We start from the raw sequence: 23,889 nt of genomic DNA on the forward strand, positions 1-23,889 counted from the left end.
AGGGTATCTGCYCGCCCGTCCCGATACCGCCATACCCGTCCCCCCCCGTCTACACTCCATTCCTTGAAGAAAGGACCGCCAATCGCCTTGAGTGCGGAGCGAATATCAGCGGGCGGGAAACTCCCCGTACCATTTTCGGCTTTGGGGTCGACCTTCTGCAGGAGAATAGATCTACTCATGATCGAGCCTCCCCCCAAAAAAAACCCCCGCCCCTGATACCGGGGTGAGGGGGTTCCAGCTGTGTCAGTCAGTACCATATTTCACCGAACGCGGCCCATAAAGCAGACCATCGGGCGGCCCGACCTTCAGAAGACGGTTGGCTGCTGTGCCGGCTTCGACAAAACTCTCATCCGTCAGGCTATCAACAACCTGATTGATAGCCGCATTAACGAGCACACCGATCAGACCACCAGCTCCGGAATTCTGATTCTTCTCAGCGCTCGAAGCCGTTCCGGTTCCAGTCCAGAGCACTGAGCCGGTCTTCAGATCTACGAGCTTCGCACTGGCTGTCACGACGGTATTGCTGTTGATCACGTGATAGACCGAGCCGTAATCGGTGATGGTGGTGTACAGCACGGCATCGGCGCCATAAATCGTACGCAGCTTTTCAGCAGGGACCTGAATGATTTCATCAGGAACACTCAATCCGTTCTGTCGGAATGTCTCGGTCTCGAGCGTTACGGGAATGACGTAATAACCGCCCTCGGCCAGCGGCAGTGACATCTGCGACAGCAGACCATTGGTAGCCTTGATATCGGGCGTATGATTGACCGGCGGCAAAACGAGAATGGTACGCGGCTTCGCAGCCTTGAAAGCGGTGTAATCGGGAGCTTTGACCTGTGAGGCACAGGCTGTAACGGCAAAGCAGAGCGCCAGCGCGGCAAAACGACCCATCAAAGAAAAAGTCTTCATGACGACACCTTCGTATTTTGAGGCGCACTGACATTCTGAGTCTGGGGCGAATTGGAAGACGAGCCTGGGGCCTGACCGAGATTCTTCAGCAGGAAGTCCATATAGGTGGTGGCTTCAGGAAAAAGCGTCTTTTCCTGAGTGAATTCCTGCTGCGCCAGATCGGTCTTGCCCTCTGCGGCATAAAGCAGGCCGAGATGGGCATGAAAGCCGGGCGGAACCGAGAGCCCCTTGGCGCGCGCCTTCTCCATGTCTTTTTCCATGACGGTAATTTGGGCCAGCGGATCGGTCTTGCCCTGAAGGTAGAGATATTGCTGAGCCTGAAAATTCTGCCAGCTATAGAGCGGCGGCGTTGACTGCCCGGAGCAGGCAGCCAGAACTCCTGGCAGCGCTATGCCTGCCAGAATTCTTGCGTAACGAGACATGGTTTGGAAATCCATTTATTGGTTTTGTAAGTGGGATCGAAGTCACAGAGAGTCAGTGAATCTGACCCGAATCGACCTCCTGTGCGAAATGATTCACCGCGTCCTGAATGGCCAGGTCGAGCACCTTGCCATTGAGCGTCGAGTCATAGCTCGCTGTACTGCCGAACCCGATCACCTCGCGATCGGAGAGGCTGTATTCGGCCGAACCCTCGCTCGTCGCAACAATCTGCGACGTCAGGGGATTGACGATCTGAAGGCTCACCTTGGCATAGGCAATCTGGCTATGGCCGCGCCCCGCAATGCCAAAAAGCTGCATATCCCCGACTTCCTTGCGACCGAAAGCAGTCACATCCCCAGTCACCAGATACTGCGCGCCCTGAATGGATTGACCCTGCTTGAGAAATCCAGCCTCCTGTTTCCCCTCGGCCAGATTATCGCGATCCATCACTGAAAACCGGCCTGATTGCTGCAGGCGCGTCAGCAAGATGGTTCGTGCCTGGTTACCCAGACGATCGATCCCATCCGAGAAGATACCGTTCATGTAATTAGAACGATTGGCAAATTTTCCTGCGGCAATCGGGACGCGCGGCCCATTATAAGCTGTCTGCGCAACCTGAACCGGCGGCACGGGCAGAGTACGGGAAGACTCGGTGGCGCAGGCACTCAGTAACAGAGTGGATGCGAGAATACCGTGTAGTGCAAAAATGATGCGCATCAGCCCTAGCCCTCATATCGTTATTGAAAGGTCAATAATCGAACATTCGGCACAGTTCTTCCCATAATCGACATGATCATGAAATAGTGAAATGGCCGATATAAGCGTCTGGTCTGAAAAGAAGTCTCCCTGAACTCTCAGTGAACAGATCATGACGGCTCCGTTATGCATCGGGGACCCTGAAGCCACGATGATTTGTATTGTCTCCACTATGTGACAGGCGCTGAATGTGTTGTCTCCATGAAGCAATCTGGCCCCCGATGACATGTCGACCCATTCTGAAAAGTCCTGTGGCGACGTCATCGGGCGGTCGCTCGTCATACCGGCAAAACCGAGCTCGACCGTTCATGAGAGTGCAATCCTGCGCCACAACTCGCTCTATACGATGGCAGGGATCCTGATCGCCCCGTCCACCTATTGCGCCGGAGAGACTATCGCGGGTGCCTTCAATTTCCACGTTTTCGCCCCCAGTATTATCGCGCTGGAGTCACCTGCGCGGGAGATCCCGGAATTCCCCGAGGGCGCGCGCTGCTTCTGGCTCGGCTATTTCCACGACCACTTCGGTCATTTCCTGACGAGTACGCTGCAGCGCCTCTGGCGATTGCGCCATCATCGGCATAGACCGGACTGGTATATCGCGCCCAATTACAGGCCAATGGACGACGAAAACAGCTTCATCAACGTCTTTCTCGACAATATGGGCATTGACCGAACGCGCATCATTGCGCCGCCAGAAAACACGCTCCTTCATCAGGTCGAGATCCCCGAGCCCGCCTTTGTCGAAAACGCCCATTGTCATGCGCTCTGGGCGCCATTCATGCGTGATCTCGGACGCCGCATTCTGGGAAGAAGCCGTCTTCCCCCCAAAGGGAACCCTGTCTTTCTCTCCCGGAGCCACGCAGGCGCGACGACACGGCGCTATGAAGGCGACGATATCCTGTGCGCACTCCTCTCTCCCATTGGAGTCGAGATCTGCCAGCCGGAGACATTATCGGTCAAAGATCAGCTCGCCTTGTGGGAGAGCCACACCGTCTTCATCGGGTTTTCAGGGTCAGCGTTCATGAATGCCGCCTTTTTCGAAAACAAGACGGTCATCATACTGAACCACGACACCTACATCTTTGGTACACAGCGGATGATCGACGCCGTGTGCCACCATCATGCCCTTTATCTCGATGTCTCCGCCTTTCTGCGCGCCGATGATGTCGAGCCAAACCACTACCGCATCACCGATCCAGCTGGGCTGGCACATCACGTCGTCATGGCGTGGCGGCGCGAAGCGCAGGCTTGTCGACCCGATGTCCAGGGCATTTGCGCGCTTCCGACGCTCCCAGATCAGCGTCGCCCCATCGCAACATCCGGTCTGGCTTGACCAGAAGCCCCGCTCTGCCTGACAGATTGACATATCGGGGTGATGACAAATCAGCGTGCCCCTCCATCGGAAAGGAACAACGCCATGAACGCAACCGAACGCGGCATAAGAGAGCAGTTCCCGCTCTGGGCGAAGGCCGATCTCGACGGGGCAAGGCCCTCAGCCGATAAAGTGCAGGTGGTCGTTGGCTGTGGTACTTCCGTGCATATTGCAGACTCCATCGCAGTCTGCCTGAACGCTCATGGTCATCAGAGCCGCGCGGTGCCAGGCAATGAATGGACACGCCGCCCGCATGATTATGTGCCCGAAGCGGTGGCCGCTGAAATCATCGCGCTTTCACGGAGCGGCGAGTCGACCGAAACCGTGGCCGCTGCCAGGGCAAGCCAGTCGGCCGGTCAGCGCGTGACCGCCATCACGTGTGCGGGGGGCAGCGCACTTTGCGACCATGCCGATAGCGTGATCGCTGCCGAGACCCATGCAGAAGAAGGCATTGTCATGACGGCATCGGCCAGTCTGATGCTTCTTCTGGGGATGCGCTACGCCGGAATTGCGCTCGGATCCCCCACGATCGAGGCCGCGCGTCGCCTGCTTGAGGCCGCCGACAGCACCCTGCCTGAACTGATCGACGGGCGTACGCATTTCGTGTTTCTCGGGGGTGGCGCTTTCTACGGTGTGGCACGTGAAGGGGCCCTGAAAATGCAGGAAATGAGCCTGAGCCAGAGCGAAGCGCACCATCCTCTGGAATATCGTCACGGGCCGATCAGCCTGATCGACGAGCGCTCCCTGGTCATCATGATGTATCATCCGGACACGCTTGAGGAAGAGGGCCTGCTGGCGCGTGACCTGCTGTCTAAAGGCGCGAAAGTACTGGGGCTGGGGGGCCCGGGCACAATCAGCCTTCCTGTCGAGGGGGAACCCGGCACTGGGCCGCTGGTCTGCCTGCCGGTTCTGCAGCTCCTGGGCGAATATGTGGCGCGTAGCAAGAATCTCGACACGCTGGCCCCACGCCATTTGACCAAGGTCGTAACCATCGGCTGAGCGAGCCCCCCTCAGGGGCGTCTGCCATCGAGAGACGCCCGCTACCCTCAGCCCTGCCGGGCCGCGATCCTGCTTTTCGCGCTGCCACTCCCCTGCTCCGGCGGTAACGGCTTGTGGTCGCGTCCGGAGTAGTTGGTGATGATCTGATGCACGGCTCCCGCCGCCTCCGATGCGGCAACCATCGCGACATCGCCCCAGGGGCCGTCGAGGGAGTGCGCATCGATATCATGAAGCTGGGTCGCCGCCCCGGCTTCCTTGCCGTCAGCCGCGACAGTGCGCCAGACGATCTCGATATGCTGCAATGGGTGCCCCGTATTGCCCGCAGGGCCATCGCTCAGCGTCACGATTCCCTCAACAGTGTAATCGGCCGCCTTCGGGTCGCGGTCCAATTTGTCATGCTGGTCCGGAAAACTGGCGACGAAAGAGCGTGCGAGTGTGACATTGCCATCACCCGGGGCCCCACGCACACCCTTGAAAAACACCTTGGCCGGGCGGCGTTTGAGGCTATGCGGGTCGGCCTGCATCATGGCTGCCTGGATACCGGTCAATACGGTGCTGATCTGCGGGGCAGAGGATGAGGCCAGGGATTCCAGGAGCTTCGGCTCGCCCTGCGCCCAGGCCGAGGCAGGAACCGGCGCAGCATCCCAATGTCCACGTGGTTCGCCGGAAGGCATCATGACCTCGTAATGCGGTGTGACCTGGTCTCCCTGCATCGTGGCCGAAAGGCGCAGCCACCAGTCCCCCGGTTTGGCTGGTTGAGCCACAGCAGGAAGCGACTGCTCAACGAGTTGTGACGCTACATCCTTCGCCCATAATGCCGAGGCAGCATTGTCCAGCAGCGAGGCGGATGGCGTCGGCACGGCGAGGCGGGGCGGCGGCGTGGTCAACGCAAGACGACGCCCCTCCGGCCCCGGATCACCGAAGGGATGCGGCATGTCGACGCAACCGCCAAGCAGCATCACAGAACCCAGAAGACCGAGTCCGATGCGCCAGGAGTGCCTTGGCGAGAAATGCCGAGGAAAAAGAGAGATCATCCGCCAAGTCTCCCTGCACGTATGGCCGAGATCTGATGCCCGATCGCCCCACCTCCGGCGAGAGTACGCCGCCTGTGGCTGAAGAAGCGCGCCACATCGGGCAACGTATCCAGTCCGAGGCGTGAAATCCGGCGCAGACCCGCACGGCGCAACCTGTGCAGGCAGTAGCCGGACAGATCGAACTGATAATGCCCGGGCCGCACACCCGCAGTGAAAAACTCTCCTGCTCCGGAAGAAGCGGTGAGCACGGATGCGCGCATTTCTGCCCCGACCTCGTAGCTGTTCTGGGCGATGCAGGGGCCGACACAGGCGATGATCTCTCCCGCACCCAGACGCGCCATCGCCTCGATCGTGGCTTCGAGCACACCGCCCACCGCGCCGCGCCACCCGGCATGGGCTGCGCCCACCACGCGCCCATCGGTGCTCGCGAAAAGAACCGGACCGCAATCGGCGGTGATCACGCCCAGTGCCAGATCCTCGCGATCGCTTACCAGCGCATCGGCTTTCGGCCCGCGCCCGGTCTGCCATACCGGCGTATCGCGGGTCATCACCACCACGTCGGCGGAGTGGGTCTGTGTCAGGCCCAGAAGCGCCCCGGAACCGACCCCCAGAAACCCGGCCACCCGGCCGCGATTCTGGGCAATATTCACTGCATCATCGGCCGAAGCGAGCGAGCAGTTCAGCGTATCGTACGGTGCAGGGGATACCCCGCCTCTGCGCGTGAAAAACCCATGGCGCAAAAAGGCGAGAGGGTCCGACTGCAAGACCCAGCCACGGGGTGCCTGATCAGCCATAAAACCTGTCTCCCTGAAGGCTATGCGGATGGCGTATGCCGAAAGCCATGAGCCAGAGCCCGGCCAGCGCCATGGGAATGCACAACACCTGCCCCATGGTCACACCGAAAGGCAGGAAACCGATGAATGCGTCTGGCTCGCGGAACAACTCGCAGAAGCTGCGCGCCATCGCATAGCCGAAAAGAAAAAGACCCGACAGGAAACCGTAGCGCACCCGCACCCAGGGACGGCTTGCCGCCACCAGCATGACACTGAGCAGCAGCAGGCCCTCGGTCAGGGCTTCGTAGAGCTGAGAGGGATGCCGGGCTATCGGACCGCCCGTGGGGAAAACCATGGCCCAGGGCAGCCAGTCCGGTGCCGGGCGTCCCCAGAGTTCCCCATTGATGAAATTCGCACAGCGCCCAAGACCGAGTCCAAGCGGCACGACGATGGTGATGCGATCAGAGAAGGAGAGAAAACTGAGCCCGTTCCGCCAGGTGAACCAGGCCAGCGCGAGTATCACGCCAAGCGCCCCGCCATGGAAGGACATCCCCCCCTGCCAGACCTGCAGGATGGAGAGCGGGTGCGTCAGGTAAAAGCCGGGTTTGTAAAAGAGGATATAACCGAGCCGCCCTCCCAGCACGACGCCAAGCATGGCCCAGAAGGCAAAATCATCCACCTGCTCTCGTGTGGCGGCCTGGGGCGCAAGCGCGCAAAGTCGGACGGCGATTTTCCACCCGATGAGGATCGAAAGAATATAGGCGAGCGCGTACCAGTGGATGGCCAGCGGCCCGAGATGAAGCGCGATCGGGTCGAATTGCGGCAGGATGATCGGATGGGCGGCCATGCGGGTCTTTACAGATAGGGGTCGGGCGTCGCGAGAAAGTCGCGCACATAGCGGGTGATACCCGCCTCGAGCGTTGTGAAAGGCTTGTCATACCCCGCTTCGCGCAGGCGCGTCATGTCGGCGCAGGTATAGGACTGGTACTGGCCCTGAAGGGCCTCGGGCATGTCGATGAATTCGATACGGCGCGGCACACCGGCCGCATCGCACACGGCATTGGCCAGATCGACATAGCTGCGTGCCGTGCCGGTACCGCAATTGAACAACCCGCTGACCTGCTTGTGGTCATAAAGCCAGAGCATGATGTCGATCAGATCGCCCACCCAGATGAAGTCGCGCGCCTGCGCGCCGTCATCGAGATCGGGACGGTCGGAGCGGAACAGCCTTGCCGGACCGCCACGCATCACCTCGTCATACTTGACCTTCACGACCGAGATCATCGAGCCCTTGTGGTACTCGTTCGGCCCGTAGACATTGAAGAACTTGAGCCCCGCCCATTGCCGGGGCATCGGATCACCGGATTCGAGGCGCTTGAAAAGGTGCTGGTCGAAGACATGCTTGGACCAGCCATACAGGTTCATCGGCTTCAGCGTCGCAAGGGAATCGGGCGCGTCCGAAAACAATTCAGGCCTGTCCGCCGCCCCATAGGTCGCCGCCGATGAGGCATAGAAGAACGGCACGTCACGCTGGGCGCACCAGTCAAGCAGGGACTCCGACAATGCGACATTGGTCTGCCATACCAGATCACCATCACGCGCGGTCGTGCTGCTGATCGCGCCCATATGGAACACGGCCTTGATGTCCGTGCTATTCGCCAGATAGGAGTCGAGCGCATCCGGGCTGATCAGGAGATCGGGCGCATGCTTGGCAAGATTGCGCCATTTTCCCTGGTCGCGAAGGCGGTCCACAACCGCGACAGCCTCACCACGCGCCTTGAGCGCAGCGACCAGGCACGAACCAATAAATCCGGCGCCGCCGGTGACGATCATCATGGAACCTGTATAAGACGCCGCAACGCAACCTCCAAGCCACACCAGCCGGAGAAAAACGCGGCTCCGGCATCCCGACAGACCAGAGCCGCGTTGCAGCCGACAGGTGTGAGAGTCAGTCTGGGGCGACCCTACGCTCCTCTGGCCGCGCCGGGGGCATTATCACCGCCTGCCACACAGCGGGCGACAGGACAGACAAGGATACCACCATGGCAGACCGGCCCCGTTTTTTCGATGATCTCGCAGGCGTTGCCGGGGGCGCATTCTCGGCCCTGACCGGTCTGCGTGAAGAGCTTCATGCCATGGTGCGCGCCCGCATCGATGAGGCCCTTTCCTCGCTCGATCTCGTACGTCGTGACGAGTTGGATGTGGCACGCGAACTCGCGACGCGCGCGCGCATGGCGCAGGAAGATGCCGATGCCCGTCTGGCCCGTATCGAGGAGCGCCTGGCCGATCTGGAAAAGGCCGTGACCGCTCCCACAGCGCACGGCTGATCATGAGGGATGCCAGCATCCTTGCAACGGAGGCCGGGCATCCGTAACGTGACCTGATATGACGATTCGCGGCGCCGATAACCGCGGATTTTCATATCGTTGCAGACATCCTGATACGCGTCGCCAAGCCACGCGCATCACCGGCCCAGGGAGTCCCGAATGCCTGCTCTATCCTTCTCCTCCTCCTCGCATCAGGATACCAACCCGCTCGACGTCATGGAGCAGATCGTCTGCGGCCATGACTGGGCGTTCGACCGCCGGACCGATTCGGAAATGGCGGCCGAAGCACCGGGCAAATGGTGCGATTACGGACTCTATTTTTCGTGGTCGCGCGAGATTGCCGCCATGAACTTTACCTGCACCTTCGACCTGCGGGCTCCCGCCAATCGCCGCAAGGCCTTGTACGAACTGATTGCGCTTGCCAATGAACGCCTCTGGATCGGGCATTTCAGCCTCGACCTCGAGACGGGAACACCGGTCTTTCGGCATTCCGTCCTGCTGCGCGGCGCGACAAGCCTTGCCGCAGAAAGCATGGAAGACATGATCGATATCGCTATTACGGAATGCGAGCGGTTCTATCCCGCGTTCCAGTTCACCCTCTGGAGTGGCAAATCCCCCGCTGAAGCGCTGGAAGCCGCCATGCTCGATTGTGCAGGTGAAGCGTGAGCCTGCCCTCTCTTCTGCTGGTTGGCTGTGGCAAGATGGGCGGCGCCTTGTGGCAGGGATGGCTGGAGCAGGGGCTTGCCCCCTCCATCATCCTTGACCGCCGTTGCGATGCCCCTCCTGCCCCGCATCGTGTCGTGCGCACCGCCGGTGAAATTCCGAGCGATTTCAAACCGGCTATCATCATCCTGGCCGTCAAGCCGGCGGGTATGGAAGAGGCCCTCGCGTCGCTTCGCCCCGTTCTGGACGGTGCTATCGTGATTTCGATGCTGGCGGCCAGAACGGTCGAAAGCCTTCGTGCTGCATGCGGAGACGCCCAGAGCCGCATCGTGCGCGCCATGCCCAACACCCCGGCCGCCATTGGCAAGGGCGTCACCGGCGTTTGCAGTTCTGATCTGGATGACGCCCAGCGCGCCCTGTGCACAAGCCTGCTCTCTGCTGTGGGCGATGTCGCCTGGGTGGACAACGAGGAACAGCTTGAGGCGCTCACACCGATCTCGGGTTGCGGGCCAGCCTATGTATTCCTGCTGGCCGAGTTGCTGGAGAAAGAAGCGCTACGCGTCGGGTTACCCCCCGAGACGGCACGGCTGATTGCGCGCGGCACCGTTTCGGGCGCGGGAGCGCTTCTTGCTGCCTCCGGTGAGGAGAGTGAAACGCTGCGCAAGAACGTGACGAGCCCCAACGGTGTTACGGCCAAGGCGCTTGAAGTCCTCATGGCGCCGCATGCGTGGCCGGCCACCATGAGTGAGGCCATCGACAATGCCATGAAGCGGTCACGGGAAATGGCCTCCTGAGTCGAAAACCCTGCCATATTCCTGTCATTCGATTGTCACGACACGCCCATAGGGTATTATCGCGCCCAGAATGACAGGAACGGTTTTATGACGGATATCGATCGCGAGGAATTTGATCTGGCTTTGCTGGAGGCAGGCTTCGGCCTTGCCGCAGAAAAGGGCTGGCAGCGTTTCTCTCTGGTCGAGGCCGCTCAGCGCGCGGGCTTGCCTATCGATGAAGTTCGCGCCCGCTTTCCCTTCCGTCACAGCTTCCTGTTCCGCCTTGGCCGTCTGGCCGATGAATCGGCCTTCCGCGATGACGGGCTGAGCGGCTCGGTGCGCGAACGCGTCTTCGATCTGTTCATGCGACGCTTCGATGTGTTCCAGCAATATCGCGAGGGAATCCGGGCCGTCTTGCAGGCCCTGCCGACAGACCCGGCACTGACGCTGCTTCTGGGCGCCGCCACGCTCGACACCATGCGCTGGATGGCAGAGGTCGCGGGCGTGGAATGCAGCGGCTTTTCTGGCACGATCAGACTGAATGCCCTGGCAGGCGTATGGGGATTTGCCCTGCGCGCCTGGGAAAAGGATGAAAGCGCCGATCTCTCCCAGACCATGGCTGCGCTCGATCAGGCTCTGGACAAGGCAGAACGCTACGGCGCGCTCAAGCCCTCGTCGGGCCGCCTGATGGAAGAGGCCGAAAGCCGCACGGGCATTGCAGATCATCCGCTCGAACTCGAAACATAATGGCTTTACGTCTGCCAGCTTGCAGACTAAAAAGCCCCTCAGCGCGATGGGATGTAGCCAAGCGGTAAGGCAGCGGATTTTGATTCCGCCATTCGGAGGTTCGATCCCTCCCATCCCAGCCAGCGCATCGTTTTCCTAAAAATCAGACGACCTCCGTTCCCCTGTACGGCCTTGTCCCGTTTGCCACGGGCTTTTACGTGGCTTGGCCTCACACTGGCCGTGAAAGGTCTAGGCTGCGCGTCAGAGCGTCAGAGCGTCAGAGCGTCAGAGCGTCAGAGCGTCAGAGCGTCAGAGCGTCAGAGCGTCAGAGCGTCAGAGCGTCAGAGCGTCAGAGCGTCAGAGCGTCAGAGCGTCAGAGCGTCAGAGCGTCAGAGCGTCAGAGCGTCAGAGCGTCAGAGCGCATCGTTGAGCACTCGGCGACGGTCAAGTCTACCTCCCATGAAGGGAGTATAATCAACTGCGTTCGCGCCCTCCCATATCGGCGGAGAGAAGTACCACAGGAAACTTGCCGACCAAGCCTCCCCGTCGACGCGTCGCGCGTTCGCGACACACAGGCGGCCCCAATCAGGCGACTCGCGCAGGGAACGGCGCAAGAAGCGTAATCTCATTCGAATTTTCAGGAAGGGTACCGGCGGGGCAATGGTGGGCACACAAGGGCTCGAACCTTGGACCCGCTGATTAAGAGTCAGCTGCTCTACCAACTGAGCTATGTGCCCATAGCCCCGCTCCGGTGAGAGGGCTTCTAACAAGAGGCGGAACAGGCATCAAGAGGAAAAATGCACTATTCCGCATACGTAATCAAATCCTCTATTTCTCGGGCGAAAGCAGACGCATAAGCGTATCGAACTGATCGAGACTGCGATAATCCAGACGCAGCGAACCACCCTTGCCGTTGAACTCGATCTTCACCTTGAGACCCAGCCGCGTTGCCAGATCGCGCTCCAGGCGCACGAGCTCGTTGTCTCGCGGCGGCTTGGCCTCTTCCTGCTCCGTCCTGGGCGTTTGACGGGCCAGGGCTTCCGTCTGACGCACGTTCAGACCACGGGCGATCACGATATCCGCCGCCGCGCAGGGGTCAGGATGGGCCAGAAGAGCGCGTGCATGACCGGCACTCAGCAGCCCGTCGCGCACTTTCTGGCGCACGGCCTCCGGCAGGTTCAACAGACGCAGGATATTGCCGATATGCGGGCGCGACTTGCCCACTGCCCCGGCAAGCTCTTCCTGCGTCAGAGCATAATCGGTCAGAAGCCGCTGAAGTCCCTCTGCTTCTTCGATCGCGTTCAGATCGGCGCGCTGCAAATTCTCGACAAGGGCGGCGGCCATGGCATCGGCGTCATCAAGCATCCGCACATGCACAGGGACTTCATGCAGCCCCGCGCGTTGCGAGGCGCGCCAGCGCCGCTCGCCTGCGATAATCTGATAGCGCCCCTTCTGCTCCGGATCCGGACGCACAAGGATAGGCTGCAACACCCCCCGACTGCGGATCGAATCCGCAAGTTCGTTCAGCCGCCCCTCATCCATATCGACACGGGGCTGGAACGGTCCAGGCGCCAGAAGATCGACCCCGAGCAGGGACGGATTAGGGGCAGCTTCGTGAGACGGGCCGGGGGTACGCGGCAGTTCAATGGCCTGATCCCCCAGAAGGGCGGCGAGACCACGGCCCAGGCGAGGCGCCGGTTTCTTGCTCATGATGAGATCCCTTCCTGATGGGCAATGCCCAGGCGGGCTGCCACTTCCTGCGCGAGAGCCAGATAGGCCTGCGCCCCGCTGCTGCGACGGTCATACTCGAGAACCGAGTACCCATGGCTCTGCGCCTCGGAAATCTTGATATTGCGTGGGATCAGCGTTTCGAGCACCTGCTCGCCAAAGAAATTGCGCGCATCTGCCGCAACCAGCTCGGACAGATTGTTGCGTCGGTCATACATGGTCAGGATAATCCCCGCGACATGCAGATCCGCATTGAAGGCGCGACGCACGCGATCGACCGTACGGACAATCTGGCTGATCCCCTCGAGCGCGAAGAACTCGCATTGCAGCGGGATCAATACCGCATCTGAAGCAACCAGCGCGTTCAGCGTCAGCAGACCAAGGCTGGGCGGGCAATCGATCAGGATAACGTCATACCGATCCGAGAGCGCCTCGAGCGTGTCACGGATACGGAATTCGCGCCGGTCGCTGCCAATCAGTTCGAGTTCCGCCCCGGCCAGATCGGTATTCGCCACGATGATGTCGAGATTCGCCGTCCCGGTCGGGCGCGGCAGTTTCTCTGGCGGGGCCTCCTGCATCAGGGCGGCATAGCTACCGATCTGACGAGCATTGTAATCGACCCCCAGACCGGTCGACGCATTCCCCTGCGGGTCGATATCGACCAGCAGGACGCGCTGCGAACTGGCAAGCGCTGCGGCCAGATTGATCGCTGTTGTGGTCTTGCCCACACCCCCCTTCTGGTTGGTGACGGCGAGGATACGGGCCTTCTTGCCCGTGTCGTTATTCGACACGTTTGATATCGCTTATCTCGATGATGGCGCCCCCTGAGGCGGCGCGATTGTCCAGAATTCTGTGCTGCATGTGCCAGCACCGCTCGGCTTCGGTCAACTCGTCGGGCAGATTTTTTCCCTTGAGAAACAGGGCTTTTCCCTCCGGAAGCAGAAAGGGCGTGCTCCATTCCAGCAATTGTGAAAGCGAGGCCAGAGCACGCGCGGTCACGTAGGCGGCTGGCGGCACCTCGGCCTGCTCGATGCGTTTGGGCACCACCTGCGCCCTCACGCCACAGGCGCGTGCTGCCTCGCGCAGAAAAGCACATTTGCGCTGATCGGATTCGACCATCACCATCTCGGCATCGCAGGCGATACCAATCATGAGCGCCGGGAATCCGCCGCCCGACCCGAGATCGATCACCCTCGCTCCCTGAGCGATAAAAGGAACGAGGCGCAGAGAATCCTCGATATGCCGCTCCCAGAGATGGGGCATGTCACGGGGGCTGACTAGATTAATGCGGGCGTTCCATTTTTCCAGAAGCGCTGCAAAAACCTCCAGCCGTTCTCTTGTTTCACGTGAAACCGCACTCATGCCGCAGCCCTCACATGCGCCAGCAAGGCAATCATGGCGGCAGGCGTCACACCCGGGACGCGCTGAGCTGCTGCGAAATTCTCAGGCCTTGCGAGAGACAGGCGTTCTTTCATCTCGCTGCTCAGCCCCCCAATCCGCGCGTAGTCAAGGTCGGCAGGAAGGGCAATCTGCGCCTCATTGGCCAACTGCCTGATCTCGCGCTCCTGACGCTGAAGATAACCGCCATAGCGCGCCTCTGTCTCGACATGGCGACGAATACGCAATGGCAGCGCGCCAAACCAAGGTGCCAGTCTAAACGCCGCTGACTCATCGGCCTGACCAGCCAGCACATCCAGAAGCGAGCGACGTCGCCCGTCCTGCGATACCGTGATACCCTGCGCCGCCAGATCCTGAGGTGCGTGAAGTGCCTCGCGTGCCTGATCCATGGCGCGCTCGATCGCCGCCTGATCCTGATCGAGTTTTGCCGCACGCTCGGCGCCAACGCAGCCCATCGCCACACCAATCCCCGTGAGACGCAAATCGGCATTATCGGCCCGCAGGCTTAGGCGATACTCGGCGCGCGAGGTAAACATGCGGTAAGGCTCGGAAACACCCTGCAAGGTCAGGTCATCCAGCATCACGCCGAGATAGGCCTGATCGCGCCCAAGCACGAGCGGCGCGCTCCCCGCTGTAAAACGCGCGGCATTCAACCCTGCCAGCAAGCCTTGGGCGCCTGCCTCCTCATAACCGGTGGTACCGTTGATCTGACCGGCCAGATACAACCCGGCCAGCGCATTCAGCGCCAGGCTCGGCGACAGTTCACGTGGATCGACATAGTCATATTCGACCGCATAACCCGGCGTCACGATCCGCGCTTTCTCGAGCCCCGGAATCGAGGCGATCATCATCGCCTGGATGTCGGCAGGAAGGCTCGTCGAGATGCCGTTCGGATAGACCAGATCACCGCCGGGATTACCCAGCAGACCCTCGGGCTCGAGGAAGATCTGATGCCCTTCCTTCTCGCCGAAACGCACGATCTTGTCCTCGATCGACGGGCAATAGCGCGGTCCTTTCCCGGCAATCGCGCCGCCATAAAGCGCAGAGAGCGCCAGATTGTCGCGGATGATCCGATGCGTCTCTGGCGTCGTGCTCGTGATGCGGCACGAGATCTGCTCGGTGGTGATGCGCTGCGTGAGGCGACTGAACGGCTCGGGCAGCGCATCACCCTTGTCCTCTGCCAGCGACTCCCAGTCTATGCTCTCACGCGCCAATCGGGCTGGTGTCCCCGTCTTGAGACGCCCCATACGCAGCCCGAGCGCTTCCAGACGCGCACCCAGAAGCGCTGCCGGTCGCTCACCGATACGCCCGGCCTGTTCCTGTCTGTGCCCGATATGGATCACGCCCCGCAGGAACGTCCCGCTGGTGACGACCACGGCCCCACAATGAATGACACGCCCATCGGCACACACCACGCCAGTGACGCGCTTGTCTTCAACCACGAGATCGGCCACCTCACCCGCCTCGATGGCAAGGTTCGGCGTTTCGGCCAGAAGCGCCTGAATGGCATTGCGGTAAAGATATCGATCTGCCTGGGCCCGAGGCCCATGGACCGCCGGACCTTTCGAGCGATTCAAGAGCTTGAAGTGAATCCCGGCACGATCGGCGGCGCGCCCCATCAGTCCATCGAGCGCGTCGATTTCACGCACCAGATGTCCCTTGCCTATGCCTCCGATGGCCGGGTTGCACGACATGGCCCCGATCATTTCCGGCTTCTGGGTCAGCAGGAGTGTCCGCGCGCCAAAACGTGCCGAGGCAGCTGCCGCCTCGCTTCCCGCATGCCCCCCACCGATGACGACAACATCAAACTCGCTCACACGCGCCTCATTTTCCAATACAGAATTGTCCGAATATCACATCCAGCAAGGACTCGACATCAACTTGTCCCGTCAGGCGGCCCAGCGCCCGCATGGCCAGACGCAGCGCTTCTCCCCGTACTTCCGGCCAGGATGCCTGACGCGCCTGGTCGAGATGAAACAGGGCCTCCTCGATACCTGCGCGATGGCGCGCGCGCGTAAGCGGCGCCCCCACGCCGGAGACGAGGGTCTTGATGCGCGCAGCCAGGGCCGCCTCGAAGGCGGGCATCCCCTCGCCCGTCTTAACGCTGAGCCCCAGCGTACCCTCCGGCGCCGGGCTCACATCGGTCTTGTTGCCGATCAATAAAGCGTCCGCTCTGAGAGGGGCTTCGCCCTCTCCCGCCATGACATGCACGACGAGGTCGGCATGTTCCACGTGAAACATCGCACGCTTGATGCCTTCGGCCTCGATCTCATCCTCAGTCTCCCGCAGCCCCGCCGTATCGACCAGACGCAGGCGCACCCCGTGAAACAGCCAGTCGATGGCGATTACGTCACGCGTGGTCCCGGCGCGATGCGTGACGATCGCCGCGTCATACCCCGCGAGATGGTTCAGCAGGCTCGACTTGCCCACATTGGGCGCGCCCGCAATCACCACCGTCAGGCCTCGACGCACAATCTCACCCCGCTTGTCAGACAGATGTGCCTGCAAGGCATCGCGCAATGCATCGAGCCGACGCGTCAGGGCTTGCTCGACCTCTTCCGGCAGATCTTCATCCGGAAAATCGATCAGCGCTTCCTGATGGGCGAGCAAGGTCTTGAGCGTTTCACTCCATCCCTCATAAACGCGGCTCAACGCGCCATCCGCCTGCGCCAGCGCCTGTTGACGCTGGCTGTCACTCTCGGCCTCTACCAGATCGGCAATCGCCTCAGCCTGAAGCAGGTCGAGCCTCCCGGCCTGAACCGCTCGCCGCGTGAACTCACCTGCCTCGGCCGGTCGCGCCCCCAGCGCGGTCAGCGCCAGCGCCACACGATCGATCACGGCCGGACCCGCATGAAGATGCAACTCGAACCCATCCTCCCCGGTATAGGAGCGCGGTCCAGGCAGCCAAAGCACCATTGCATCGTCCAGATGCTCACCCTCGTGATGCAGGGCGCGAAGCCCCGCATGACGCGGTTGTGGCACCCGTCCACCGCACAGGGCTGCAAGCACCTCTTGAGCGCCGGGGCCACTTGCGCGCATGATGGCGATCGCCGCCCGCCCGGCACCCGTCGCCAGAGCGAAGATTACCTCACCCTTGCGTCCCGCCCGGCTTTCCGTCGCGTCAACCATGTGAATTCCTTCTATGCCCCAGCTCTCTTTTCATTCTCCCCTCGGCCCCCTGACCCTTAGTGAAGACGAGGGCGCTATTGTTGCCCTCGACTGGGGATGGGGCCGCGATCAGGAAAAGACGCCCCTTCTTACTCGCGCCCACACGATGCTGGAACGCTATTTCGACGGCGAAGCGGAAAGTTTCGATCTGCCCCTCGCCCCTTGGGGCACCCCCTATCGCAAGACCGTCTGGGCCGCCCTGCGCGATGTGCCCTACGGCCAGACAATCAGCTATGCCGACCTCGCTGCCAAGGCCGGAGGCTCGGCCCGCTCCATTGGGGGCGCCATGGCCCACAACCCCATCCCCATCCTGATCCCCTGCCACCGCGTTCTCGGCAAGACCCATCTGGGCGGCTATTCAGGCGAAGGCGGCCTGGACGACAAGCGCTATCTCCTGAAACTGGAAGGCGTCACGCTCTCATAAACCGGAGAGGTTCTGCGGGGCGGAGCCCCATGAAGGGAGGTTCTTGCAGCTGGAAACCTCCGCGGGGCGCTGCCCCGCTCCCCGGAAAGGGGCGCGCCCCTTTCATCCCGGTTCATCCCGGTTTAGTCAAACAGGTTTCCAAAGGACGACCGTCCTTTGGCGGGGTATGGGGCGGAGCCCCATGATGACGACCTCCATCATCGAGATCGGCCCATAAAAAAAACCGCCGGAAGCGTGGGCCTCCGGCGGTTTTTCATGATCCGGAAAGCGGATCAGTTGTTCATGGCGTCGAAGAAGTCCTGGTTCGTCTTGCTGTATTTCAACTTGTCGAGCAGGAAGTCCATCGCGTCCATCGTGCCCATGGGCGAGAGGATGCGACGCAGCACCCACATCTTCGAGAGCGAAGCACGATCCACGAGGAGCTCTTCCTTACGCGTACCCGACTTGGTGATGTCGATGGCGGGGAAGGTACGCTTGTCAGCCAGCTTGCGATCGAGGATGAGTTCGGAGTTACCCGTGCCCTTGAACTCTTCGAAGATCACCTCGTCCATACGGCTGCCCGTGTCGATGAGCGCGGTGGCGATGATGGTGAGCGAACCGCCCTCCTCAATGTTACGTGCCGCGCCGAAGAAGCGCTTGGGGCGCTGCAGGGCATTGGCATCCACACCGCCGGTCAGCACCTTGCCCGACGACGGGACAACAGTGTTGTAAGCGCGCGCCAGACGGGTGATCGAGTCGAGCAGGATCACGACGTCACGCTTGTGCTCGACCAGCCGCTTGGCCTTTTCGAGCACCATTTCAGTTACCTGCACGTGGCGGGTCGCGGGCTCATCGAAGGTGGAGGACACGACCTCGCCGCGTACCGAGCGGGCCATGTCCGTCACTTCCTCGGGGCGCTCATCGATCAGAAGAACGATCAGGAACACATCGGGATGGTTGGCGGAGATGGACGAAGCGATACTTTGCAGCATCACGGTCTTACCGGTGCGCGGCGGGGCCACGATCAGGGCGCGCTGGCCCATGCCGATAGGGGCCACGAGATCGATCACGCGCGGTGTATAATCGCGCTGATCCTTCTTGCCCTTGCCGGTTGGCTGAGGCTCCGGTGCACCCACCTGCTCGACTTCCATACGCAGGCGACGCTCGGGATAGAGCGGCGTCAGATTGTCGAAGTTGATGCGCTGACGAACCGAGTCCGGTTCTTCGAAGTTGATCGAGTTGACCTTGAGCAGCGAGAAGTAGCGCTCGCCATCGCGCGGGGCGCGAATCTGACCCTCAACCGTGTCACCTGGGCGCAGCCCGAAACGACGCACCTGAGCGGGGGAGATATAGATATCGTCAGGGCCAGGGAGGTAATTGGCTTCAGGCGAACGAAGAAAGCCGAAGCCGTCTGGCAGGATCTCCAGAGTGCCTTCGCCGTAAATGGCCTGCTCATTATCCGCCAGGGTCTTGAGAATGGCGAACATGATGTCCTGCTTGCGCATCGACGATGCGTTTTCGATCTGCAGTTCTTCAGCATAGGCCAGCAGATCGGCAGGGGTTTTTTTCTTGAGTTCAGCAAGATGCATGAAAAGCGCCTTAGATGGGCTATAGTCTACTGCCGGGGAGACGGAAGCCGTATCCGTGACAGATGATCGGTCGCGAAAGAATGCCCCGTCAGATGGGCCGCAGAACGGGCCCGACGATGAGCGAAGACGAAAGGTCTTGAGAAAGGCCGCAGCGTACGGAAAACGTACGGCTCTTGCGGCCCAATCTAATGAGAAATAACGGTTTCTGTCAATAGTCCCGATCTATACCGCGGCAAGGCCCTCTCAACCGCGCCAGGGCTTCATCATATATTGCCCTGTAGTCGCGCCCGTTTCGGCCAAACCCGGGATCAGGAACAGCAGCGGCGATGCTGGCACATGCTCGGCATAGGCACCGGAAATCAGATTGGGCGCACACTGCCCCTCCAGCCGGAGCGGCGTTGGGAGGGCAATATCGATCTGGCAGGAAACCGGCCCTGGCCCCTGCGGCGCCTGGGTCAGCTTGCCAGAAAGCGGTGCAGCCTGAAGGGGGCGGTTATCGGCATCGAGCGCGATGAACTCCCCCCTGAGCGTCGCGCCTTCCAGATGATAGCCAATCAGCACGCGGGTGGGCTGCCTGCCTGCATAGCCCGGAGCCTGACGAAATCCGAGCGGAAAGGCGCTGCCCCCCTCGTAACGGAGCGGCTCCCTAGCGAGGCGATCCAGCACGGCCTGCGCCTGTTGCGTATCAGGCTGGGACGCAGGACGCGCCAGAGCCTGAGAAGCGACGCAGGTAAAGGAGAGAAGGGAGAGAGAAAGAACGAGCCGGTTCACTTTGAACGATCTCCAAACCATCCGCGGCGCCAGAAAATGAACAGAGGCAGAAGCACCGAGGCAAGCATCAGGCATAACGCATAGAAATAGCCGTAATGCCACTCGAGTTCCGGCATGATCTTGAAATTCATGCCGTAAATACCGGCAAGCAGCGTAGGCGTGATCCCGACGAAACTGACCACCGTCAGCAGCTTCATGCCGTCATTCTGATCGATACTGATGAAGCCCAGCGTCGCATCGAGCAGAAATTGTACCTTCACCGTCATCTGCGCCACGTAATCATTCAGTGAGGCCACGTCACGCCCGAGAATGCGCAGACGCGCCTGAAGCGAATCACGGAACTCGAAATACCGCGCATCGCCCAGATACATGCCGATGCGATCCACCCCGAGCAGGCTCTCGCGTATCGACGATGTCAGATCACCGCTTGCCCCCAGCTCGCGCAGGGTCTGGCGAAGCACATCGGCATTACGCACATGGCGCCTTGGACGCGTACTGGTGAAAACCGTGCGGGAGATGGTGGCCAGGGTATGACCGGCGCTTTCGAGAATATCCGCCAGTCGGTTCACCACGGTTTCCAGCAGATGGATGACCAGCTCCGGCACATCGGATAATGCAAAATCGACATCATTGGCCGCGAGATCGCGACTCATGGTTTCGAAGGCCGTGTAGTTTGCATAGCGCAGGGTAATGAACCAGCGCTCGGATACAACCATACCTACAGGATAGGCGGTCAGGGCATCATTGATCATCCGCACGAGCGGTGTGGACAGATAGATCACATCCCCCTTGCGGTAGTGGCGGGACGAACTCTCGATTTCCTCGAGCGCTTCACGACGCGGAAGCGAGATTCCACTCACGGCCTCGGCGAGGCGTATCTCGTCCTCCGTCGGGTCAACAAGATCCAACCAGGCGACATCCTGAGCATCATCGGCGGCCAGAATTTCATGAACGGGGCGCCCCACCGGATGCGCAAGAAACATCGTGATTTCCTTCCCCTCGCGGGGTGCTTCTCCCCTGCGGGTCGGGAATGGACGTCATGCCGCCCCTCTGGTATCGCAGAAACCCGCTCGCCATGTCGATCCATGCCCCGGACAGGAGATGCCCCATGAGTTCTGAAGTTCCGTCCCGTCTCAACAGCCTGCGCAATGGTCCCGACCAGCGTGGTCGCTTCGGCAGCTTCGGCGGCCAGTTCGTAGCGGAAACGCTCATGCCGCTGGTGCAGGATCTGGCAGAAGCCTATCAGGCCGCCAAGGCCGACCCCGAGTTCCGGCGCGAGCTCGATTACTACTTCCGCGATTATGTGGGACGTCCCAGCCCGCTCTGGCATGCGAAGCGTCTGGGCGAGGCACTTGGGGGCGCGAAGATCTACCTCAAGCGCGAAGAGCTCAACCACACCGGTTCGCACAAGCTCAACAACGTGATGGGCCAGATTCTGCTGGCGCGCCGCATGGGCAAGACGCGCATCGTAGCGGAGACCGGGGCAGGCCAGCATGGCGTGGCGACGGCTACGGTCTGCGCCTTGTTCGGCATGAAGTGCACCATCTACATGGGTGCGGTCGATGTCGAACGGCAAAAGCCCAATGTGTTTCGCATGCATCTGCTCGGTGCTGAAGTGCACCCCGTCACGGCAGGCTCCGGCACACTCAAGGACGCCATGAACGAGGCCATGCGCGATTGGGTAGCCAATGTGCATGACACCTATTTCCTCGTGGGCACCGTCGCGGGTCCGCATCCCTATCCGGAGATGGTGCGGGACTTCCAGTCGATTATCGGCATCGAGACGCGCGAGCAGATGATGGCGGTCGAAAATCGCCTCCCGGACGTGCTGGTGGCCGCTATCGGCGGCGGCTCCAATGCCATGGGCCTGTTCCACCCCTTTCTCGATGATGAGTCCGTGCGCATGATCGGCGTCGAGGCGGCAGGTCATGGGCTCGATAGTGGCTTTACGGCGGCCTCGATCTCCCGCGGCCGCTCGGGCGTGCTTCATGGCAACCGCACCTATCTTCTTCAGGATGAGTTCGGCCAGATTGCCGAGGCGCATTCCATCAGCGCAGGGCTCGACTATCCGGGCATCGGGCCCGAGCATTCCTGGCTGAACGATATCGGCCGCGTGGAATATGTGGGCGTGACAGACAAGGAGGCGCTCGACGCCTTTCAACTCCTGACCCGCACCGAAGGCATCATCCCCGCTCTCGAATGCGCCCATGGCCTGGCGCATGTGATGAAGATCGCGCCAGACATGGCCGCGGATCAGATCATCGTGCTCAATCTGTCGGGCCGCGGAGACAAGGATATCTTCACCGTCGCCGAGCATCTGGGAGTATCACTGTGAGTCGTATCAAGGCCCGTTTCGAAGCGCTCAAGGCCCAGTCGCGGGGTGCGCTCATTCCTTATCTGCAAGCCTTCGACCCCGACCTCGAAACCTCGCTCGCCCTGCTGAAAGGCATGCCCGCGGCGGGGGCCGATCTGATCGAAATCGGTGTCCCCTTCTCCGACCCCTCAGCCGATGGCCCCACCATCCAGCAGGCCGCCCTGCGCGGCCTGAAGGCCGGCGCCACTCTGGCTGGCGTTCTCGACATGGTACGCGCCTTTCGCAAGAACGATAACGAGACCCCCATCATCCTCATGGGCTATCTCAACCCGATCGACAGCTATGGTCCTGCCCGTTTCTGCACCGATGCTGCCGAGGCCGGTGTGGACGGGCTGATCATCGTCGACCTCCCCAAGGAGGAAAGCGACCTGCTGGCTGAGGATGCGCAGCGATGCGGGCTCGACATCATCCAGCTCGTGGCACCCAACACCCCGGATTCACGCCTTCCCCTGCTTCTCGATGACGCTTCCGGATTCATTTATTATGTGAGCATCACCGGCATTACCGGCACACGAACGGCTAGCGCCGATGAACTGGCTGCAGCCCTGCCGCGCCTGCGCGCCGTCAGCCCCCTGCCGGTCGCGATCGGTTTTGGCATTCGCACCCCGGAACAGGCAGCGCAGGCCGCCTCGGTGGGCGATGCCGCCGTCGTAGCGTCAGCTCTAATCGCTACACTGGCGACCACACTGGAGGACGGCAAGGCGACAGCCATGACCGTTCCAAAGGTTCTCGGCCAACTGGCTGAGATCGCTAACGCCGTGCAGGCACGATAAGCAGGCCTTCGAGGATCGCATAAATGAAAAAGGGCCGCCCGGAGATCACCCGGTGCGGCCCTTTTAATGAGCGTCAGGCTCTGACGCTCCGCTCTTCTCAGCGCCCGTTGCGCTTGAGCGACAGCCCGAATGAGAGAGCCGAGATACCGCCAAAGATCAGTTCGATGGCAATGAAGGTACCGATAAGCCACAGCCCCGACCAGGGCAGGGTCACGAAGATGAAAATGCCGGTCAGCAATGCGACAACGGCGCTTAGAACCATGGTCCACCAATTGGCGACATGGCGATGTCCAGCCGCCCAGAGCCCGCGCATCACACCTGATGCCATGAGGCAACCCGCCAGAAACGCGGTCAGAAACAGAGAGCCGGTCTCAGGCTCCTGGATCAACAGAATACCCCCCAACACATAGAGAAATCCCATCAGCGCCGTGATCCAGAAACGCGATCCCGGTACGTCACGATGAGCAAAACTCTGGGCCAGATAAGCGACGCCCGAAAAGATCAGCAGCATGCCGATGACCACGATACTGGCGAGGGTCGTGACCACCGTATCAAGAAAGGCGAAGGCGCCGAGCACGATCAGCACAATCCCGATACCGATAAACCAGTTGGGCTTGAGTTGCGGATCGATGGGCGGGAGACCGGGAATATTGCCAAAACCAGACATGTTGTTGCTTTCCTCTCTTTGTCAGTCACTACGCGTCACGAGGTCCTGCGGGCGCATGGGAGGCTTGTGAACATTATGTTATCCTGCCCCCATTCCGTGAGTCTTTCGGGCTGATCAAGTGGGTTGTTTCACGTGAAACACCGAGGGGATCTGGAATTCGCGACGCAGATCGCGACCCAGCTCACACGATGCTGCGCACAAAAATCCAGTTCTGATCAGTTCGCCCTGCCAACAGATTGTCCCGAATGATTGTCACAATTGAT

The 23,889-nt window shown here is 60.9% G+C and carries 25 protein-coding genes and 2 tRNA genes; 10 read left to right on the forward strand and 17 right to left on the reverse strand.

Features of this window, described 5'->3' with window-relative positions:
• Positions 1–243: 243 nt before the first annotated feature.
• The 3 genes from C0V97_RS00005 to C0V97_RS00015 are packed head-to-tail and all read right to left on the reverse strand — an operon-like array spanning position 244 to position 2,049.
• Positions 244–912: a DUF799 domain-containing protein gene (locus tag C0V97_RS00005; RefSeq protein ID WP_127099496.1), complete on the reverse strand. Its 669-nt coding sequence runs from the start codon at positions 910–912 to the stop codon at positions 244–246.
• Positions 909–1,334: a DUF4810 domain-containing protein gene (locus C0V97_RS00010; protein ID WP_127099498.1), complete on the reverse strand. Its 426-nt coding sequence runs from the start codon at positions 1,332–1,334 to the stop codon at positions 909–911. Before C0V97_RS00010 ends, C0V97_RS00005 begins: the two co-directional genes overlap by 4 nt.
• 52 nt (positions 1,335–1,386) lie before the next feature.
• Positions 1,387–2,049, reverse strand: a complete 663-nt coding sequence (locus C0V97_RS00015) for a CsgG/HfaB family protein (RefSeq protein ID WP_127099500.1) — start codon at positions 2,047–2,049, stop codon at positions 1,387–1,389.
• Positions 2,050–2,314: 265 nt separating this feature from the next.
• Here C0V97_RS00015 and C0V97_RS00020 point away from each other — a divergent pair, with 265 nt between their 5' ends.
• Both C0V97_RS00020 and C0V97_RS00025 read left to right on the forward strand, forming a co-directional pair.
• The gene (locus C0V97_RS00020; protein ID WP_127099502.1) at positions 2,315–3,421 is read left to right on the forward strand and encodes a DUF563 domain-containing protein; all 1,107 of its coding nucleotides are present in this window, start codon (positions 2,315–2,317) and stop codon (positions 3,419–3,421) included.
• An 84-nt stretch (positions 3,422–3,505) separates the two neighbouring features.
• Positions 3,506–4,459: an SIS domain-containing protein gene (locus C0V97_RS00025; RefSeq protein WP_127099504.1), complete on the forward strand. Its 954-nt coding sequence runs from the start codon at positions 3,506–3,508 to the stop codon at positions 4,457–4,459.
• A gap of 47 nt (positions 4,460–4,506) precedes the next feature.
• Here C0V97_RS00025 and C0V97_RS00030 read toward each other — a convergent pair whose 3' ends face one another.
• From C0V97_RS00030 to rfaD, 4 genes are read right to left on the reverse strand one after another with little or no spacing between them, the layout of a single operon-like run.
• On the reverse strand, positions 4,507–5,493 hold the full coding sequence (locus C0V97_RS00030; protein WP_127099506.1) for a hypothetical protein: 987 nt from the start codon (positions 5,491–5,493) through the stop codon (positions 4,507–4,509).
• A complete protein-coding gene (gene pgeF, locus C0V97_RS00035; protein WP_127099508.1) occupies positions 5,490–6,287 on the reverse strand; it encodes a peptidoglycan editing factor PgeF in 798 nt (265 codons plus the stop codon). The genes C0V97_RS00030 and pgeF overlap by 4 nt, the downstream gene beginning before the upstream one ends.
• On the reverse strand, positions 6,280–7,113 hold the full coding sequence (gene lgt / locus C0V97_RS00040; RefSeq protein ID WP_127099510.1) for a prolipoprotein diacylglyceryl transferase: 834 nt from the start codon (positions 7,111–7,113) through the stop codon (positions 6,280–6,282). The genes pgeF and lgt overlap by 8 nt, the downstream gene beginning before the upstream one ends.
• Before the next feature lie 8 nt (positions 7,114–7,121).
• Positions 7,122–8,102, reverse strand: coding sequence for an ADP-glyceromanno-heptose 6-epimerase (rfaD, locus tag C0V97_RS00045; RefSeq protein ID WP_127099512.1), 981 nt, complete (start codon positions 8,100–8,102; stop codon positions 7,122–7,124).
• Between the two features lie 206 nt (positions 8,103–8,308).
• Here rfaD and C0V97_RS00050 point away from each other — a divergent pair, with 206 nt between their 5' ends.
• From C0V97_RS00050 to C0V97_RS00070, 5 genes are all read left to right on the forward strand, one after another.
• A complete protein-coding gene (locus tag C0V97_RS00050; protein WP_127099514.1) occupies positions 8,309–8,593 on the forward strand; it encodes an accessory factor UbiK family protein in 285 nt (94 codons plus the stop codon).
• A gap of 159 nt (positions 8,594–8,752) precedes the next feature.
• Positions 8,753–9,259 (forward strand): YbjN domain-containing protein, encoded by a 507-nt coding sequence (locus C0V97_RS00055; protein ID WP_127099516.1) that lies wholly within the window; start codon positions 8,753–8,755, stop codon positions 9,257–9,259.
• Entirely contained in the window at positions 9,256–10,050 is a 795-nt protein-coding gene (proC, locus tag C0V97_RS00060; RefSeq protein WP_255424142.1) for a pyrroline-5-carboxylate reductase, read from the forward strand. Before C0V97_RS00055 ends, proC begins: the two co-directional genes overlap by 4 nt.
• Before the next feature lie 87 nt (positions 10,051–10,137).
• Positions 10,138–10,776: a TetR family transcriptional regulator gene (locus tag C0V97_RS00065; RefSeq protein ID WP_127099518.1), complete on the forward strand. Its 639-nt coding sequence runs from the start codon at positions 10,138–10,140 to the stop codon at positions 10,774–10,776.
• Positions 10,777–10,823: 47 nt separating this feature from the next.
• Positions 10,824–10,898, forward strand: a tRNA-Gln gene (locus C0V97_RS00070).
• Positions 10,899–11,416: 518 nt separating this feature from the next.
• Here C0V97_RS00070 and C0V97_RS00075 read toward each other — a convergent pair.
• The 6 genes from C0V97_RS00075 to mnmE form a co-directional block, all read right to left on the reverse strand.
• A tRNA-Lys gene (locus tag C0V97_RS00075) sits at positions 11,417–11,492 on the reverse strand.
• A 91-nt stretch (positions 11,493–11,583) separates the two neighbouring features.
• The gene (locus tag C0V97_RS00080; protein WP_127099520.1) at positions 11,584–12,465 is read right to left on the reverse strand and encodes a ParB/RepB/Spo0J family partition protein; all 882 of its coding nucleotides are present in this window, start codon (positions 12,463–12,465) and stop codon (positions 11,584–11,586) included.
• Positions 12,462–13,274, reverse strand: coding sequence for a ParA family protein (locus C0V97_RS00085; RefSeq protein WP_127099522.1), 813 nt, complete (start codon positions 13,272–13,274; stop codon positions 12,462–12,464). The genes C0V97_RS00080 and C0V97_RS00085 overlap by 4 nt, the downstream gene beginning before the upstream one ends.
• Positions 13,264–13,845 carry a 16S rRNA (guanine(527)-N(7))-methyltransferase RsmG gene (rsmG, locus tag C0V97_RS00090; protein WP_127099524.1) on the reverse strand — a complete coding sequence of 194 codons (582 nt, stop codon included), beginning with the start codon at positions 13,843–13,845 and terminating at the stop codon, positions 13,264–13,266. The genes C0V97_RS00085 and rsmG overlap by 11 nt, the downstream gene beginning before the upstream one ends.
• On the reverse strand, positions 13,842–15,698 hold the full coding sequence (gene mnmG, locus C0V97_RS00095) for a tRNA uridine-5-carboxymethylaminomethyl(34) synthesis enzyme MnmG (RefSeq protein ID WP_127099526.1): 1,857 nt from the start codon (positions 15,696–15,698) through the stop codon (positions 13,842–13,844). The genes rsmG and mnmG overlap by 4 nt, the downstream gene beginning before the upstream one ends.
• A gap of 7 nt (positions 15,699–15,705) precedes the next feature.
• Positions 15,706–17,010 (reverse strand): tRNA uridine-5-carboxymethylaminomethyl(34) synthesis GTPase MnmE, encoded by a 1,305-nt coding sequence (gene mnmE / locus C0V97_RS00100; protein WP_127099528.1) that lies wholly within the window; start codon positions 17,008–17,010, stop codon positions 15,706–15,708.
• Between the two features lie 13 nt (positions 17,011–17,023).
• Here mnmE and C0V97_RS00105 point away from each other — a divergent pair, with 13 nt between their 5' ends.
• Entirely contained in the window at positions 17,024–17,473 is a 450-nt protein-coding gene (locus tag C0V97_RS00105; RefSeq protein ID WP_127099530.1) for a methylated-DNA--[protein]-cysteine S-methyltransferase, read from the forward strand.
• Positions 17,474–17,745: 272 nt separating this feature from the next.
• On the opposite strand, the gene rho is transcribed toward C0V97_RS00105, so the two are convergent.
• The 3 genes from rho to C0V97_RS00120 all read right to left on the reverse strand — a co-directional run bounded on the left by rho (position 17,746) and on the right by C0V97_RS00120 (position 20,795).
• A complete protein-coding gene (rho, locus tag C0V97_RS00110; RefSeq protein WP_127099532.1) occupies positions 17,746–19,041 on the reverse strand; it encodes a transcription termination factor Rho in 1,296 nt (431 codons plus the stop codon).
• A 243-nt stretch (positions 19,042–19,284) separates the two neighbouring features.
• On the reverse strand, positions 19,285–19,812 hold the full coding sequence (locus tag C0V97_RS00115; protein WP_127099534.1) for a hypothetical protein: 528 nt from the start codon (positions 19,810–19,812) through the stop codon (positions 19,285–19,287).
• Positions 19,809–20,795, reverse strand: coding sequence for a magnesium transporter CorA family protein (locus tag C0V97_RS00120; protein ID WP_127099536.1), 987 nt, complete (start codon positions 20,793–20,795; stop codon positions 19,809–19,811). Before C0V97_RS00120 ends, C0V97_RS00115 begins: the two co-directional genes overlap by 4 nt.
• A 125-nt stretch (positions 20,796–20,920) precedes the next feature.
• On the opposite strand from C0V97_RS00120, the gene trpB reads away from it, so the two are divergent.
• Positions 20,921–22,147: a tryptophan synthase subunit beta gene (gene trpB / locus C0V97_RS00125; RefSeq protein ID WP_127099538.1), complete on the forward strand. Its 1,227-nt coding sequence runs from the start codon at positions 20,921–20,923 to the stop codon at positions 22,145–22,147.
• Positions 22,144–22,959, forward strand: a complete 816-nt coding sequence (gene trpA, locus C0V97_RS00130) for a tryptophan synthase subunit alpha (protein WP_127099540.1) — start codon at positions 22,144–22,146, stop codon at positions 22,957–22,959. Before trpB ends, trpA begins: the two co-directional genes overlap by 4 nt.
• Before the next feature lie 97 nt (positions 22,960–23,056).
• Here the strand turns inward: trpA and C0V97_RS00135 are convergent, their stop codons facing one another.
• Complete coding sequence (locus tag C0V97_RS00135) at positions 23,057–23,626, reverse strand: HdeD family acid-resistance protein (protein WP_127099542.1); 570 nt, start codon at positions 23,624–23,626, stop codon at positions 23,057–23,059.
• Between the last annotated feature and the right edge of the window lie 263 nt (positions 23,627–23,889).

The sequence above is a fragment of the Asaia sp. W19 genome (assembly GCF_003994335.1).
In the GTDB taxonomy this organism is placed as follows: domain Bacteria; phylum Pseudomonadota; class Alphaproteobacteria; order Acetobacterales; family Acetobacteraceae; genus Asaia.

Bases quoted from the DNA above. Each gene is read 5' to 3' on its own strand.
- C0V97_RS00005 (WP_127099496.1), bottom strand. From the start codon at position 912: ATGAAGACTTTTTCTTTGATGGGTCGTTTTGCCGCGCTGGCGCTCTGC.
- C0V97_RS00010 (WP_127099498.1), bottom strand. From the start codon at position 1,334: ATGTCTCGTTACGCAAGAATTCTGGCAGGCATAGCGCTGCCAGGAGTT.
- C0V97_RS00015 (WP_127099500.1), bottom strand. From the start codon at position 2,049: ATGCGCATCATTTTTGCACTACACGGTATTCTCGCATCCACTCTGTTA.
- C0V97_RS00020 (WP_127099502.1), top strand. From the start codon at position 2,315: ATGTCGACCCATTCTGAAAAGTCCTGTGGCGACGTCATCGGGCGGTCG.
- C0V97_RS00025 (WP_127099504.1), top strand. From the start codon at position 3,506: ATGAACGCAACCGAACGCGGCATAAGAGAGCAGTTCCCGCTCTGGGCG.
- C0V97_RS00030 (WP_127099506.1), bottom strand. From the start codon at position 5,493: ATGATCTCTCTTTTTCCTCGGCATTTCTCGCCAAGGCACTCCTGGCGC.
- pgeF (WP_127099508.1), bottom strand. From the start codon at position 6,287: ATGGCTGATCAGGCACCCCGTGGCTGGGTCTTGCAGTCGGACCCTCTC.
- lgt (WP_127099510.1), bottom strand. From the start codon at position 7,113: ATGGCCGCCCATCCGATCATCCTGCCGCAATTCGACCCGATCGCGCTT.
- rfaD (WP_127099512.1), bottom strand. From the start codon at position 8,102: ATGATGATCGTCACCGGCGGCGCCGGATTTATTGGTTCGTGCCTGGTC.
- C0V97_RS00050 (WP_127099514.1), top strand. From the start codon at position 8,309: ATGGCAGACCGGCCCCGTTTTTTCGATGATCTCGCAGGCGTTGCCGGG.
- C0V97_RS00055 (WP_127099516.1), top strand. From the start codon at position 8,753: ATGCCTGCTCTATCCTTCTCCTCCTCCTCGCATCAGGATACCAACCCG.
- C0V97_RS00065 (WP_127099518.1), top strand. From the start codon at position 10,138: ATGACGGATATCGATCGCGAGGAATTTGATCTGGCTTTGCTGGAGGCA.
- C0V97_RS00080 (WP_127099520.1), bottom strand. From the start codon at position 12,465: ATGAGCAAGAAACCGGCGCCTCGCCTGGGCCGTGGTCTCGCCGCCCTT.
- rsmG (WP_127099524.1), bottom strand. From the start codon at position 13,845: ATGAGTGCGGTTTCACGTGAAACAAGAGAACGGCTGGAGGTTTTTGCA.
- mnmE (WP_127099528.1), bottom strand. From the start codon at position 17,010: ATGGTTGACGCGACGGAAAGCCGGGCGGGACGCAAGGGTGAGGTAATC.
- C0V97_RS00105 (WP_127099530.1), top strand. From the start codon at position 17,024: ATGCCCCAGCTCTCTTTTCATTCTCCCCTCGGCCCCCTGACCCTTAGT.
- rho (WP_127099532.1), bottom strand. From the start codon at position 19,041: ATGCATCTTGCTGAACTCAAGAAAAAAACCCCTGCCGATCTGCTGGCC.
- C0V97_RS00120 (WP_127099536.1), bottom strand. From the start codon at position 20,795: ATGTTTCTTGCGCATCCGGTGGGGCGCCCCGTTCATGAAATTCTGGCC.
- trpB (WP_127099538.1), top strand. From the start codon at position 20,921: ATGAGTTCTGAAGTTCCGTCCCGTCTCAACAGCCTGCGCAATGGTCCC.
- C0V97_RS00135 (WP_127099542.1), bottom strand. From the start codon at position 23,626: ATGTCTGGTTTTGGCAATATTCCCGGTCTCCCGCCCATCGATCCGCAA.